We start from the raw sequence: 13868 nt of genomic DNA on the forward strand, positions 1-13868 counted from the left end.
GGCCGGCCTCCTCGCGCGGCGCAGCGTCAGCCGTAGTCCTTCTCGACCCGCTCCTGATCCTCTTTGCAGCGGATGCACAGGGTCGTCTCGGGGCGCGCCTCGAGGCGCTTCGCCGAGATCTCCTCCTCACACTCCTCGCACTTGCCGAACGAGCCGTCCTCGATCTTCACGAGCGCCTTCTGGATCTTGTCGAGGAACGACTTCTCGCGGCCACGGAGCCGGAAGGTGAACGACTGCAGGTACTCGCTCGACGCGAGGTCCATCTCGTCAGGGAGATCGTTCGCGTCGAGCATCATGTCCTCGGTCAGCGTTTGCTTGGCCTTCTTGACGATCTCGTCGCGCTTCGTCTCAAGCAGGGTCTTGAACTTTTTCAGCTGGGCCTTGTTCATAGGTCCTCTCGCGTCGAATGCGCCGTTCGGCGCTGCCGTCTGAGCTCCCTGGCGCATGCAAGCCGCGGGGCGCTGACCCCGGCTGCCGGGACTAACGGCTCCGCGACATGTCCGGAGAGGCCAGATAGCCCCCCGAAATTGCGAGGCGCGGGATTCTAAGCGTGGGAGCCGAGCCCGTCAACGACGCCTCCGTCGCAGGCAGAGATCGCCCGAATTCACTGCGGCCGATGCCTCTCGATTCGCCATCGCCATCCCATCAAGCGCCATCACGCCCGCGACCGACCGGACGCTGCGGCATCAATCGGCATCGGTTGTCGGGACAGCGTGGAAAGCATCTGCGGGAAGTCCCCGAGCCGCCGGAAAAGGCGGCGGACTTGGCCTCAAATCCGCATGCTCACGCCAGAGCACGCCGGAAATGAGACGCAGCGGACGGTTTGACGAAAGGCAGCTCACGTGGAACAAATTTATCCCATATTGCTGGATTTCGATCAGAACCGAACCCCGGTCCGTCCCCGCGATGCCTCCACGGTGATCGTCCTCCGTGACGGTCGCGCTGGAATCGAGGTGTTCTGCGTTCGCCGCCACGCGAGCTCGAGCTTCATGGGGGGCGCCGTGGTGTTCCCTGGTGGGAAAGTGGACGCGCAGGACGGCGCGGAAGTCTGGAGGGATCGGGCGACCGAGCCACCGGCGCGCGCCGCTGCGTTCGCGACGGGCGAGACGCCGGCGCGAGCGCTGTGCGTGGCCGCGTGCCGCGAGACGCTGGAGGAAGGGGGCATCCTGCCGACCGATCTTCCGCTGTCCGGCGACGAGGTCGACGCGGTGGGGCGGGAGCTCGCCGGCGGGGCGCCGCTCGATGCGGTCCTCGCGCGGCGCGGCCTGAAGCTCGCGCTCGCGGCGCTCGTCCCGTGGGCGCGGTGGATCACGCCCCTCGCCGAGGCGCGGCGCTTCGACGCGCGCTTCTTCCTGCTACCGCTACCGCCAGGCCAGATCGGGCGGCACGACGGGCACGAGACGACGATGAGCTTCTGGGCAGCGCCGTCCGAGGTCCTGGAGCGCGCCGCGCGTGGGGAGATCCTTCTCGCTCCGCCGACTTCACGCACGCTCGAGCTCCTCACCGCGGTCGCGGACGTGCGCAGCGCCGTGGCGCTCGCGGAACGCCAGTCGCTCTTGCCGATCTGTCCGCGCTTCGTCCCGGGCGATGGGGCCGAGCCGCCCTTCCTGGCGCTGCCAGGCGACCCTTCGCACGAGACGCGCGATCGGCGCGCCGAGGGTCCGACCCGTTATGTCCTGCGCAACGGGCGCTTCGTCGCCGAAGAATGCTGCGCACATGGATCCCTGATCCACATCAAACAGGAACGAGAGCCAGATCCACCCGTGCCGACCAGCTTCGACGCCCCCCAGACGAATGCCCCCTCCGTGCCGGCGACGCCTGATCTCGAGGAGTGAGCCATGGAAACGAACCCGAAAGAGAACACGACGCAGCCCGAGCTGTTCACCGCGAGCGACGTCGCGCGCTTCTGTCAGGTGGACCTCAAGACCATCCACAATTGGGCGGACAAGGGGGAGATCCGCCACTTCCGCACGCCCGGACGGCACCTCCGTTTCCGGCGGCTGGACGTGCTCGATTTCCTCCGAAAGTACGGCTACCCGATCCCGGAGATCCTCCGGATGGGCAAGCCGAAGGTCGTCGTGGTCGACGACGACCCCTCCGTCCTCGCCGCGCTCCGCAAGACGCTGTCGCGGAGGTTCGACCTGACGACGTTCCAGGATCCGTTCGACGCGCTCGTCGCGGTGGGCAACCTCCAGCCCGACGCGCTCATCCTGGACATCATGATGCCGGGCCTCGACGGCGTGCGCTGCCTGGAGCGACTCCGCTCCATCGACGCGACCTCGCACATCCGCTGCATCGTGTACTCGAACCACGAGGACATGAAGAAGAACGCGACCGAGGCCGGCGCCTACGACTTCATCAAGAAGGGCGAGGCCGGCGAGCTGCGCGACTCGCTCGAGCGGCTCATGGGCCTCGAGCGAGGCTGACGCCTGCGCGGGCGACGCCCGCGCAGGCCAGCGGCGCCCCTCACTTGCCCTCGCGGTAGGCGCGGATCGCGTTCACGATGGCGTCCGCCATCTTCTGCCGGAAGTCGGCGGTCGCGAGGCGAGCCTCGTCCTCGGGGTTCGAGATGAACGCGGTCTCGAACAGCGCGGCCGGCATGTCGGCGCCCGCGAGGACGAAGAAGCCCGCGCCCCTGACGCCCTGATCCTTCGTGTCGGGGTAGCGGGGCGAGAGCGAGGCCAGCGAGGACCGCTGGAGGAGCTCGGCGAAGTGGCGCGAGCGGGCCGCCATGTCGCCGACGTTGAGGTTCGACAGGATCGCCGCCACCTCGAGGCGGGCGCCGGGATCACCTGGGTCCACGCCCTGCCCTCCCCGCCCGGCGCGGGCGGCGTTCTCGCGCGCCGCGAGCTGCGCCGACGTCGCCTCGCCGTCGTGAGGGGCCGCGAGCGAGAACGTCTGGACCCCACGAGCGCGGCCGTTCTCGCTCGCGTTGCAGTGGATCGAGACGAACAGGTCGGCGTGGAACGCGTTCGCGCGCGCGGTGCGGAGCTCCAGCGGGACGTAGGTGTCGCTGTCCCGCGTGAGGAGCGTCTCGATCTTGAGCTCGCGCGCGAGGAGCGGGGCGACGCGGTGTGCGACGTCCAGCGTCACGTCCTTCTCCTTCAGCCCGGTGGGGCCGACGGCGCCGGTGTCGTTGCCGCCGTGCCCCGGGTCGATCGCGACGCGCCGGACCTCTCGCGCGCCGCCGGGGCTGTCCTTGTCATCGCGCAACGGAGGGCGGGTGCTCACGTCGACGACGATCCGGAACGGATCGGGGAGGTAGAAGATCCGGCGGTGCAGGTTGGCGGCGAGATCGAGGACGACGCGCGTTCCATCCGGCTGGACGCCGACGCGCACCCGCCGCAGGACGCCGCCGACCTCGATCTCCCTCGCGATGCCGCGCGACGTCGCCCTCGCGATGTCGACGAACACGCGCGCGTCCTTGCCGGCGCTCTCGTCCGCCGCGAGCGTGCCGACGTCGAACGTCGTCGGCGCGGAGAGCTCGACAACGACGCGCGCCCCTTTGTCCGAGCCGTGCCGCTCGATCGAGGTGATCTTCACCGGGCCGGTGGGCGCGGCCGGCGCCCGGGGGGCGACGACGACATCGCCGGTGGCTTCGGCGGTCGTCACCTGCACCGGCGCCGCGCCCGCGGAGCTGGCGGGCGCGGCGGAGGAGCCCGGCGCCGGGCTCGATGCGAGCGCGAGCGCGACGCCCTCGACGCGGTGGCCCTCCTGCTCCAGCGCGCGCAGCGCATCCCCGCTCGGCCGGTAGGCAGCGGCCTGCGCGAGCGCGAGCGCGAGCGCGCCCAGGCACTGCGAGCGCGGCGCGCCGCCGGACGGCGCGGGCGGGGCGAGGGCGGCGTAGCGCCGCGAGACCAGGTAGAGCTCGCGGTACGCCACGGCCGCGTCGTGAGCGAGCTCGCCGGCGAGCAGCGCGCGGCGGCGCTCGGCCTGGCACGCGCGCTCGACGTTGGCCGGATCGGCCGAGGCGCGGAAGGCCGTCGCCGCCGCGCTGTAGAGCTCCATCGCCTCGCGCGCGTCGGTGACCGCCTGATCGAGGCGGAAGAGCCGCACGCGAAGATCGCCGGCCAGCTCCGCGAGCGAGGCCGCCTGCGCCGGCGCCCCGGCGCGCGATGACGCGATGGCGACGGCATCGGCGAGGGCGACCGTCTCGGCGCGGGGGGGGAGGAGCGCAGCCGGATCGAGCAGCGCGGCGGCGCGCTCCTCGTCGGAGATGCCGGCGGGCGCAGCCGGCGCGCTGCCCTCCGCGCTGCACCCGAGGGTGGCGTGCGCCACCACTGCAAAAAGCGCGATCACCGCGAACGCCGGAGCGCTACGATGCAACCACGCCGGGCTGGTGTGCTGTCGGTTCGCCAGTTCAGCCCCGCGCGCCGAGCGACTGGCGATGCGTCCAGGAGGTTTCACGTGCCCGACCTCACGCCCACTTCATCCACAGGACCCCTCTACGCGGACCGCGCGTCGGGGGAGAGGTTTGCCGACGCGACGAGCATGGTCAACGCGTATCTCGCCCGGTACAACGCGAGCTCTCAAGGCGGGACCAGATCGCCGAGCAGCGCTGGCGACAGCACGCTCGACGAGACGGGGTACGCGCAGCTTCAGCACGGGAGCGCGACGATCGGCGTCAACGTGCTGGAGGCTCAAGGCGTCCTGATGGTCTTCTCTCCCATCATGGCCGTCCCCCTGAGCGGGCGCGAGGCCTTCTACAGGCGTCTCCTGGAGCTCAGTTTCGTCATCACCTCCGACGCGGCCTTCGCGATCGACAAGTCGCGCAACGAGGTGGTGGTGCGCTGCCTGCGGCGCCTCAGCGCGCTCGATTACGAAGAGTTCGAGGATATCGTCACGACGGTGAGCCAGGTCGCGGACACCTGGGATGACGCGCTGCTGCGCGAGGTGCGCGGCGGGTGAGCCGTTCGCGGTGGTTTCCGTGGGCGCCGGGGGGCGTGCGCGGCAGCCCGTGATGCGACGATCCGTCGCGAGATTGCGGTGCAGCAGACGCGGGTGGTAAGTTCCTCACCGCGATGACTGCGGGGGAGCAACCGACGACCGCGGAACCTGGTGAGCGCTCCCTCTCTGCTGAGGAGGCGGAACGGATCGCGTCGTCGATCCGGCCATCCTGGGAGGGGTTCGACGAGCTGTCGGGCGCCCGAGGCGACCCGCGCGGCGGCGCCGTTGCTCAGGAGCCCGGCGCATCCGCTGCGAAGTCGTCGGAAGCCCAGGCGGCCTCCCCCGCCGAAGCGCCGGCGGTGAAGCCTGGACCCGCGGTGGCGCCTTCTCCTGCTGCACCTGCGGCGCCCACGACGCGCGTCATCGAGGCCCCACCAGCCGGCGCGTCCGGCGTGTCCGACACCGTGATCGAGGGGGTCCCGACCATCGCGATCGGCGAGGACCCGCCGGGGCCGCCCGCGGCGGGGGCCGGTGAGCAGGCCAGCCCCTCGCCTCAGCCGCTCATCGACGCCCGGACGGCCGGTGGCGCCGCGGACGCGAGCGCCCCGATTGCCCAGGAGAGCGGCGCGGTGACGCGGAACCAGCCGCCCGCGCCGGCAGGGAAAACACAGGTAGGAATGGGTGAGCCGGCGGCCGCGGCCGGCGCGCACGCCGCTGAGCCGCAGCCGCAGCCGCGGGTGGACCGGTCCCCCTCCCCGCCCCCGGAGAACGAACCGCCGTCGGCACGGCCGGCGCGCAGAGGCTCCCGCGCGGCGCAGCCGGCGAGGGAGAGCGCTGATTCCGTGGCCGCGTCAGGCGTCCGCACGGAAGACCACGATCCGATCGAGATCCCCGTGTCTACGCCGAACAAGACGGCGCTGCGGGTCGTGCTCGCCCTCGCGGGCGTGGCCTTGCTGCTCGTCGTCGTTCGGACGTTGCGTCAAGACGACGCCGGAGAGGATCCCGTGCCCCCGGCGGCATCGTCGATGGCGGAGACACCCGCCGCAGCGACCACGCCCCCCGCCGCCTCGCAGGCGCCCCCCGCCGCAGCGACCGCCGCCACCGCTAAGGACGACGGCGCCTCGCTGGCGCCGAGCGCCTCAGCGTCGCCTCCGGCTCCCACGGCGACAGCATCTGCCGCCGCGGCGGCGCCTCCCTCTGTCACGACGCCTCCTGCGGCCACGGCGCCTGCATCGGCCACGGCGCCCGCTTCCGCCGGGAGCGCAGCGACGCCCGCGGTGCCAGCGACCAGCCCGAAGGCAGCCCCCCCTGCACAGAGGCCCGCGCCTCCAGCACCCGCGCAGCGTGGCACGAGCTCGACCGGAGGCAGCAAGGGCGGCGGCATCATCCGCGATGCGCCGTTCTGAAGCGCACCTCTCTCTCGCCTCGGCAGCGAGGCCTGCTGCAATCGTATCCTTTCGCGGACGCCGACGAGGCGAAGCCCGATCTGAGGAGCCATGAAAACACGCGCCTGCGCCCCAGTCCTCCTGCTCTCGCTGATCGCTCCCGCCGTGCTCACGGAGGCCGGGCTCCCCCCTTCTCTCTTCAGCGAGCCGCTGAGCTTCGCGCAACCGTCCGATCCCGTGACCGAGGTCGCGCGCCAGCGCTACGAGGAAGGGGTCAAGGCGTACGACGCTGGTCGGTTCGAGGAGGCACGCACCGCGTTCCTTCAGGTCTACGCGCTCAAGCGACACCCGGCAGTGCTGCTCAACCTCGGCCAGAGCGAGCTTCGCTCCAATCACCTCCAAGACGCCGGCAAGCACCTGCAGCAGTTCCTGCGCGAGCACGCCGCGGCGACGCCGGAGCAGCGCGCCGCAGCAGAGAAGGCGATCGCCGATGTGAAACGGAAGACCGGCTTCCTCGTCGTGACAGCCGACGCGAATGGCGCGGACATCAGCGTTGACGGCGTCCTCATCGGCAAGGCGCCGCTGCTCGATCCGGTGTTCGTGACGCCCGGCAAGCACACCTTGTTCGCGACCTACCTGGACCGATCAGCGACCACGCAGGTGGACGCGAAGATCGGCACAGCCACGCCCGCGACGCTCACCCTGGGCACGAGCGGTGCGACGCCCGCGACGCCGCCTGTCGGCGCGCCCACCCCGGCGACGCCGACCGCCGCGCCCACCCCGACCCCCCCGGGCGCCGTGCCGACAACGCCGGCACAGCCTCCGGCGACGAACATCGCGCCGCCAGTGCCGGGCGCGACCGCTCCCGGCACGATGGCTCCGGGCGCAGCCGCGCCAAGCCCCTCACCGTCACCAGCAGCGCCGACGAGCTCGGGCGCCGTCAGCGTCTCGACGAGCAGCACGATGGGCTCGATGAGCTCGGCGCAGGCCTCCGGCGGACGCGAGCCGTTCTTCCACTGGTACGCTCGCAAGCCGCTCGCCTGGGCAGGGACCGGCGTCGCCGGGGTCGGCCTGGTCATGGGGATCGTCGGCTCGGCCATCACGGTGGACGCGCGCAGCAGCGCCGACGACATCGGGCAGCAGATCGAGACGTACGTCGCGGGTCACCAGAGCGCGATCCCCGCGAACCGCAGGTCTCAGCCCTGTGGCGCGCGCGAAGATCCGTCGGGCGACCTCCCCGACTTCAGGAACGCGTGCGGAAAGCTCCGCGAGAAGCTCGACCGCTTTGACGGCGCGGTCCCTTTGGCGATCACAGGGTGGGTCCTCTTCGGCGTCGGGGTCGTCGGCACCGCGACCTACGCCATGATCGATTGGTACCCGCAGAAGCAGCAGACCGCGGCCGACGGGCCGCGCATCACCGCGATCGCGCCGTTCGTGGCGCCAGGTCAGGCCACGCTCAGCGTCGCAGGCGCCTTCTAGCGCTGCGGTCCGGTGCGCGCGCGCCGCGGATCGAGCTCACGTATCCCTCGCGACACGAAGCAGATCCCGCATCGTCGACCGCGGGACATCCGCGAGCCGCGCCGCGGCGCTGACGTTACCGCCCACCTCCTCGAAGGCGCGGAGCGCATCGGCGGGCGTGATCTTCCGGCGGACCGGGGGCTCCCGATCGGCGATGACCGCCGTGATGTGCTCGGGCAGCACACGGCCATGCGCGCGCAGCGCGGCTTGAATGAGCACGTTCCGCAGCTCCCGGACGTTGCCTTGCCAGCGGTGCGCCCTCAGCGCGGCGAGCGCCCCGGGGGACAGCTGGCGCCGGCCAATCTCGGAGCTCGCCAGGAGGTGCTCGGCCAGGAGCGGGATGTCGTCGGGCCGATCGCGCAGCGCGGGGAGCTGAAGACGGCACACCGCCAGGCGCTCGTAGAGATCCGCGCGGAAGCGACGCTCACTGACGAGGGTCTCCAGCGGCTCGCAGGTGGCGACGACGAGCCGCACGTTGACCTGCGTCGCCCTCTCCGCGCCGAGCGGGCGGACCATCCCCTCCTCCACGACGCGCAGCAGCTTCGCCTGGACCTCCAGCGAGAGCGCGGCGATCTCGTCGAGAAAGAGCGTCCCATGGCTGGCCTCGACAAACGCCCCCTGGCGCTCCCGAACCGCGCCGGTGAACGCACCCCGACGATGGCCGAACAGCTCGGACTCGGCGAGCTCCCGCAGGATCGTGGCGGCGTTCAGGACCACGAACGGCCGGTCGGCCCGGGGGCTCTCCGCGTGGATCGCCCGGGCCACGAGGTCCTTGCCCGTGCCCGACTCGCCGCGCAGCAGCACGGGGAGCTGGAGCGGCGCCACCCGCCGCACCGCCGCGGCGAGCTGCCGCATGGGCCGCGAGCGGCCGATGAGCCCGGGGAGCGGCGGCCCATCCTCCTCGATCACCGGGACTTTTCGGGCCGCCTCGACGCACATCGCCGTGCGACCGATCTCGAAGCAGCCGCCAGGAACGAGCATCGCCTGCCGCACGCGGACGCCGCCCACGCGAACGCCGTTGCGAGAGCCGAGGTCCGTCACCTCGATCGATGCGCCGCGGTGCGCGACGCGGCAGTGCCGGGCGCTCACCGCGGCATCGTCAAGCCTCACGTCCGCAGCCGGAGCGCTGCCCAGGATGAGCTCGGCCCCCGGCGCGACGGCGATGCGCACTGGAGCGCCTCCGCCGGGATGCTCGCAGCGGAGCCACACCGTGGCGAGCGCGTCGCTATCGTCCACGATCTCCACGGTGACGTCCCGGATCGAGAGGGGCTCACCGCCGCGCGCGCCCGGGTCCGATCGACCGCCGGGCGCTCCGACGAGCGCTCCCGGCAGCGCCACGAGGGGCGCGGCCGGCGCCGCAGGCGGCGCGGACGCCGCCCTATCGCCGTGAGCCGAGGTGAGGGGTCTGGAAGGGCTGTCGTGGTCGCTGCGGATCTGTGCGTCGTCCATGTCCAGGAGGTTTGTCGTCGGCACGCGAGGCGCAGTTGCGTCGCCCGGACGACATTCCTGCTCGTCGGCACGCGCCCCCTTTGCGCTCTGGACCGCGCTGTTCTAGAGGCCGTTCGTGAGATCGCGCTCGACAAGGTGGACCGCGCCGATGCTCGGCGTGGCGGCAGCGGGCTGGGTGCTCTCGGCCAACCAGGCCCTCGCCCAGCCCGCAGATCAGACGACGGCCGCAGCCGAGGAGACGGCCGCAGCCGAGGAAGAAGAAGAGGAGGCCGGGCCGGAAGCCGGGGTGAAGCGCCCCGCCGGGCCCGACGAGCGAAGCGGACACCTCCTGCTCCAGGGACGGGCCGGGTACAGCCAGCCCTTCGGTGGCATGGCCGCCGGCCAACCGGTCGCCGACACGGTCTCGGGCGGGTTCGCCTTCGGGACCAACCTCGGCATCGGCTTGAGCCGCGTGACCGTCCTGGAAGCAAGCGGCTCCTACACCCTGCTCTCGGCAGCAGCAGGCTGCAGCGACTGCTCCGGCCGAAGCCTCGATCTGGGTCTGGGGTTCGTCTACCACGTCGCCCAGGGGATCGCGGTCGACCCCTGGATCAGCTACGGCGTGGGGTACCGGCGAACGGTCTTCACATCGCCGGAGGCCTCGGCGGCCGGCTCGACAGCGACCGATCGTGTGTTCCACGGTCTCGATGTCGCCCGCATCGCGCTGGGCGCCGACTTCTACCCGGCCCCGATCCTTGGCGTCGGCGTGTTCGCCGAGCTCGACGCCGGCACCTACCTCTCCCGCCCTGACGAGGGTTCCGACCCCACGGCTTACGGATTCTTCCAGTTCGGTGTGCGCCTCGCGCTGGATCCCCTACCCCGGGGCACGCGACCACCGGCAGCCTCGGCCGGTACGTCACCGAGGATCGCCGCTCAAGCGACCGGCTCCCAGGGAGCAGCCCGCCGCTAAAGCAGCCGGAATGTGGGCGGTCCAGAGCGAGGGGCAGGTATAATCTGCCGCGAATGGGCGAGTTCAGGACGAGCAGCCGCACCCGACCCGTCGCGGCTGCCGTGACCGACGTAGGTCGCCAGCGAAAGCACAACGAGGACAACGTCCTCGTGAAGTCCGATCTCGGCCTCTTCGTCGTGGCGGACGGCATGGGCGGGCACAACGCGGGCAACGTCGCCAGCGCGCTCGCGACCAAATCGCTCGACAACTTCTTCGAGGCGACCCGCGCCGGCAGCTTGCCAGGCCCCGTCCCGACCGACGAACAGGAGCTCGATCCGGAAGCACGGCGCGTCGTCGCGGCGATCCGCAAGGCGAACCACGATGTGTTCGTCATCTCGAACACGTACACCCAGCACCAGGGCATGGGCTCGACGGTGGTCGCCGCCTACGTGTCGTGCGAAACGGAGCAGATCCATGTCGGGCACGTCGGCGACAGCCGCTGCTACCGGATCCGACACGGCGAGATCGAGCAGCTCACGAAGGACCACTCGCTCATCAACGACGCCCTCGCGCTCAAGCCGGACCTGAGCCAGGACGAGCTGGCGAGGCTCCCGAAGAACATCATCACGCGCGCGCTCGGCATGAAGGACGCCGTGAAGGTCGACATCCGCTCGGAGCAAACCCAGCCCGGCGACGTCTTCTTGCTCTGCTCGGACGGGTTGAGCGGGATGATCTCGGAGCAGCAGATGCTCGATGTGTTCGACGTCACCCAGGATCCGCACGAGGCCTGCGAGCTCCTCATCGAGATGGCCAACGAGGCGGGCGGGACCGACAACATCTCGGCGCTGATCGTCCGCATCCAGCTCGACGCGCAGGACGAGCGGCAACCGAACAGCGCCGAGCTCGACGACACCCGGCCCCTCCACGTCGATGAGTTCGGCGAGACGGTTCCGCCCGCGGCGGTCCACGAGGGGCAGCTCCAGGTCGACGAGGTCGATCTCGACGTCGCGGCGCAGCAGGTCCACTCCATCGCGGACAGCAGCCTGCGGAGCCAGGCCCACAGCGCGCCAGGCACGGTGGCGCGCATGGCCGCCGCGCCGTTCACCGATCGGCGCTCGCGGGCCGCCGCTGGCTCCGGTCGCTACACCGCGGTGACGACGGCGGCGAGGCCTCCCGCGAAGGAAGCGCCGCCATCGAAGCCCGCAAAGCGCGCGACCGAGGTGCGGGTCGCGAGGTGCGCGCACTGCAAGCACGAGCTCTTCATCGGCAACCGGTTCTGCGTCGAGTGTGGCGCCCCCATCAAGCCGTGAGCCGCGCCGCGGGCGCGCTCGGGGCGGCTGCATCGGCGTCGACCTGCGCGCCGGCGGCGTCGGCCTGCGCGCCGGTCGCAAGCAGCGACCGACGCCGCGGGGCCGACGCGGCAGATCACTTGACCGCGAGCAGCTCGACCTCGAAGACGAGGGTCGAGTTCGGCGGGATCACGGGCGGGAAGCCGCGAGCGCCGTAGCCGAGCTCCGGCGGGATCGTCAGCTTGCGGAGGCCGCCGATCTTCATGCCGGCGACCCCCTGATCCCATCCCTTGATCACCTGCCCGGCCCCCAGCTTGAACGAGAATCCCTGGCCGCGATCGCGCGAGCTGTCGAACTTGTCGCCGTTGGTCAGCGTGCCGACGTAGTGCACCGTCACGAGCTGGCCGTGCTTCGCCTCCGCGCCTGTGCCTTCCTTGAGGTCCTCGATCCCGAGCTCTGCTTGCATGGTCGACTCCTTTCGGCGCGATGGGAGGAGCGCTGCACGGTCGCGTCAAGCCGAAGCAGCAGATGAGCCCTCCGGACGAGCGCCCGCGAGCGCAAAGACGCCCGGGGAATCGTGGCTCAGCCGCCGAAACCAGGGAACGTGAACACGGGCGCGCCTCCGGTCATCCGCCAGGTGTTGGCGGTCTGCTGGACGACGGGCTGCCGCAGCAGCGGGTGCGGATGCGTCTGCTCGAAGGCAAACAGGATCGTGGCGGGCGTGAGCTGATCGAGCGACGCGAAGAAGCCGAGCGTGAGCATCGCGCCGCCCTCGGTCCATCGGTACCCCTGCTGCCGCGCGCCGGCGGCGAGCAGGTTGTTCACGCCCGCCACGTCCGCCGCGATCTCGTTCGGCTGGTTGAAGATGGGGAGCGTGCGCGACAGCATCCGCCCGAGATCCGCGGGCGTGACGCCCCGGCTCCCCCCCTGTCCGTTCGCGCAGCCCGTGTGCCCGAGGTGATGGTGGCCGAGCTCGTGGCCGAGAACGAACGCGAGCTGCTCGTGGTAGAGCTGGCGCTGCCGCTCGACCTTGCGCGCGTCCGTGTGCTGCACCGGATCGACGAAGCCCACCGGCGGCCGGACGATCGGCTGCCCAGGCCGCTGCCGCTGCGCGAGCATCCGCAGGAACTCGTCGAGCTTCCTCGTCCCGAAGACCTCGTCGGTCGCCTTGAACTGCGCGATCTGCGCCTCGACCTCGAGCAGCCCGTCGGTGATCGCCATGAACGGCATCCGCTGGTCGTCACAGCCGGCGAACGCGTTCACCTCGCCCACCGTCGGATCGGCGATGAAGGGGATGCCCCTCACCTTCTGCTGCGAGGCCGCCGGCAGCGCGCCGATCAACGCGCCCATGACGACGCCGGCCTCGGACTGGAGCCAGCTGACGTTGATGTCGTTGATGGGATCGCCGAGCACAGGCAGCCCCGGCATCGTGGGCACGTTGAAGGTAGGCGCCGGCACAGGCCCGGTCTGCGCCGGCGGGTACCCGGGCTGCTGCGGGTACCCGGGCTGCTGCGGGTACCCGGGCTGCTGTGGAGGAGCACCCTGCTGGGGCGCGCCGTACGGAGGATAGGCCTGGCCGTACGACGGCTGAGACGCAGGCCGGCGCGAGCTGCCTCGCTGACAGCCTGCGACCAGTCCGAGAGCCAGAACGAGGGCGCCGATCGGTCGAAGCAGATTCATCGCCGCGAGCATAGCGCACGGCGAGGGGGTCAACCTCGCCGCGCCGCACGCAAGATCTCGGCGCGCGGTCGCGGTCCGTGGCGCACGCCGCGGCGCAGCGATGAGCCGAAAGCCGGGCGCCGGGCGTCAGGCGCAGGAGGACCGATGAACAGACACCGTGCCTGGTCTGCCGCAGCCGCCACCCTGTGGATCAGCGCCGCCGCGCTCTCTGGCTGCGGCGGCGCCTCCGTCGCGCAAGCCCCGGTGGCGCCGGAGCCCGCCGGCGCGACCTCGATGTCGCCGCACAAGGGAAGCGCCGTCGAGACGGCCGATGATGCGCTCGCGGAGCTCGAGCGCGCGGAGGACGAGCTCGATCAGGCGATCGGCGCGCCCGCACAGCGCGACGAAGGCCGGGCCGTGGCGGAAGCGGCGCAGCCGGGAGCGCCGCCGCCGGCGGCTTCACCGCCGAGTCCGAGCGTACCCGACAGCCGCGCCGCGCCGTCACCGCGGGCGACGGCCGCCGGCGGCGAGCCCCCGGCCAAGAAGATCGAGGCCGAGCCGACGTCCGCGCCGCCGTGCGAAACCGCGTGCCGCGCGCTCGCGTCCATGAGCCGCGCGGCGCAGCACCTCTGCGGGCTCGCCGGCGATGCGGACCAGCGGTGCGATTCCGCTCGCGCCCGGGTCAAGAGCGCGACAGACCGGGTCGAGGCGCGGTGCCCGCGCTGCGCCGAGCCCTGAGCCTCGACGAGGGAC

Annotated in this window: 13 protein-coding genes; 8 read left to right on the top strand and 5 right to left on the bottom strand. The window is 71.7% G+C overall.

The genetic code is table 11. The features are described 5' to 3' along the window. Nucleotides 1-26: 26 nt before the first annotated feature. Nucleotides 27-389, bottom strand: coding sequence for a TraR/DksA family transcriptional regulator (locus WMF46_RS20730; protein WP_012236416.1), 363 nt, complete (start codon nt 387-389; stop codon nt 27-29). A gap of 453 nt (nt 390-842) precedes the next feature. Between WMF46_RS20730 and WMF46_RS20735 the strand changes: the two genes are divergently transcribed. Next, on the top strand, nt 843-1835 hold the full coding sequence (locus WMF46_RS20735; protein ID WP_437987176.1) for an NUDIX hydrolase: 993 nt from the start codon (nt 843-845) through the stop codon (nt 1833-1835). Between the two features lie 3 nt (nt 1836-1838). Next, entirely contained in the window at nt 1839-2426 is a 588-nt protein-coding gene (locus WMF46_RS20740; protein WP_012236418.1) for a response regulator, read from the top strand. A gap of 40 nt (nt 2427-2466) precedes the next feature. Here WMF46_RS20740 and WMF46_RS20745 read toward each other — a convergent pair whose 3' ends face one another. Continuing rightward, nucleotides 2467-4278 carry an N-acetylmuramoyl-L-alanine amidase gene (locus WMF46_RS20745; protein WP_437987177.1) on the bottom strand — a complete coding sequence of 604 codons (1812 nt, stop codon included), beginning with the start codon at nt 4276-4278 and terminating at the stop codon, nt 2467-2469. 213 nt (nt 4279-4491) lie between these two features. Here WMF46_RS20745 and WMF46_RS20750 point away from each other — a divergent pair, with 213 nt between their 5' ends. From WMF46_RS20750 to WMF46_RS20760, 3 genes are all read left to right on the top strand, one after another. After that, nucleotides 4492-4908 (top strand): YbjN domain-containing protein, encoded by a 417-nt coding sequence (locus WMF46_RS20750; protein ID WP_437987178.1) that lies wholly within the window; start codon nt 4492-4494, stop codon nt 4906-4908. 338 nt (nt 4909-5246) lie between these two features. After that, nucleotides 5247-6293 carry a hypothetical protein gene (locus WMF46_RS20755; RefSeq protein WP_437987179.1) on the top strand — a complete coding sequence of 349 codons (1047 nt, stop codon included), beginning with the start codon at nt 5247-5249 and terminating at the stop codon, nt 6291-6293. A 90-nt stretch (nt 6294-6383) separates the two neighbouring features. Then, nucleotides 6384-7751: a hypothetical protein gene (locus WMF46_RS20760; protein ID WP_437987180.1), complete on the top strand. Its 1368-nt coding sequence runs from the start codon at nt 6384-6386 to the stop codon at nt 7749-7751. A gap of 36 nt (nt 7752-7787) precedes the next feature. Here the strand turns inward: WMF46_RS20760 and WMF46_RS20765 are convergent, their stop codons facing one another. Next, complete coding sequence (locus WMF46_RS20765; RefSeq protein ID WP_437987181.1) at nt 7788-9239, bottom strand: sigma 54-interacting transcriptional regulator; 1452 nt, start codon at nt 9237-9239, stop codon at nt 7788-7790. A 148-nt stretch (nt 9240-9387) separates the two neighbouring features. On the opposite strand from WMF46_RS20765, the gene WMF46_RS20770 reads away from it, so the two are divergent. Next, complete coding sequence (locus WMF46_RS20770; protein WP_437987182.1) at nt 9388-10188, top strand: hypothetical protein; 801 nt, start codon at nt 9388-9390, stop codon at nt 10186-10188. Nucleotides 10189-10241: 53 nt separating this feature from the next. Then, on the top strand, nt 10242-11477 hold the full coding sequence (locus tag WMF46_RS20775) for a Stp1/IreP family PP2C-type Ser/Thr phosphatase (RefSeq protein WP_437987183.1): 1236 nt from the start codon (nt 10242-10244) through the stop codon (nt 11475-11477). A gap of 115 nt (nt 11478-11592) precedes the next feature. Here the strand turns inward: WMF46_RS20775 and WMF46_RS20780 are convergent, their stop codons facing one another. Next, complete coding sequence (locus WMF46_RS20780; protein WP_012236426.1) at nt 11593-11922, bottom strand: FKBP-type peptidyl-prolyl cis-trans isomerase; 330 nt, start codon at nt 11920-11922, stop codon at nt 11593-11595. Between the two features lie 116 nt (nt 11923-12038). After that, nucleotides 12039-13136: a M48 family metalloprotease gene (locus WMF46_RS20785; protein WP_437987184.1), complete on the bottom strand. Its 1098-nt coding sequence runs from the start codon at nt 13134-13136 to the stop codon at nt 12039-12041. A gap of 144 nt (nt 13137-13280) precedes the next feature. Here WMF46_RS20785 and WMF46_RS20790 point away from each other — a divergent pair, with 144 nt between their 5' ends. Continuing rightward, entirely contained in the window at nt 13281-13853 is a 573-nt protein-coding gene (locus WMF46_RS20790; protein ID WP_437987185.1) for a hypothetical protein, read from the top strand. Nucleotides 13854-13868 lie beyond the last annotated feature (15 nt).

Origin of the sequence: Sorangium sp. So ce117 (assembly GCF_051524395.1) — a bacterium.
GTDB classification, from domain to species: Bacteria; Myxococcota_A; Polyangia; order Polyangiales; family Polyangiaceae; genus Sorangium; species Sorangium cellulosum_B.

Coding starts and splice junctions, on each gene's coding strand:
- WMF46_RS20730 (WP_012236416.1), bottom strand. CDS start 389: ATGAACAAGGCCCAGCTGAAAAAGTTCAAGACCCTGCTTGAGACGAAG.
- WMF46_RS20740 (WP_012236418.1), top strand. CDS start 1,839: ATGGAAACGAACCCGAAAGAGAACACGACGCAGCCCGAGCTGTTCACC.
- WMF46_RS20750 (WP_437987178.1), top strand. CDS start 4,492: ATGGTCAACGCGTATCTCGCCCGGTACAACGCGAGCTCTCAAGGCGGG.
- WMF46_RS20760 (WP_437987180.1), top strand. CDS start 6,384: ATGAAAACACGCGCCTGCGCCCCAGTCCTCCTGCTCTCGCTGATCGCT.
- WMF46_RS20765 (WP_437987181.1), bottom strand. CDS start 9,239: ATGGACGACGCACAGATCCGCAGCGACCACGACAGCCCTTCCAGACCC.
- WMF46_RS20770 (WP_437987182.1), top strand. CDS start 9,388: ATGCTCGGCGTGGCGGCAGCGGGCTGGGTGCTCTCGGCCAACCAGGCC.
- WMF46_RS20775 (WP_437987183.1), top strand. CDS start 10,242: ATGGGCGAGTTCAGGACGAGCAGCCGCACCCGACCCGTCGCGGCTGCC.
- WMF46_RS20780 (WP_012236426.1), bottom strand. CDS start 11,922: ATGCAAGCAGAGCTCGGGATCGAGGACCTCAAGGAAGGCACAGGCGCG.
- WMF46_RS20785 (WP_437987184.1), bottom strand. CDS start 13,136: ATGAATCTGCTTCGACCGATCGGCGCCCTCGTTCTGGCTCTCGGACTG.
- WMF46_RS20790 (WP_437987185.1), top strand. CDS start 13,281: ATGAACAGACACCGTGCCTGGTCTGCCGCAGCCGCCACCCTGTGGATC.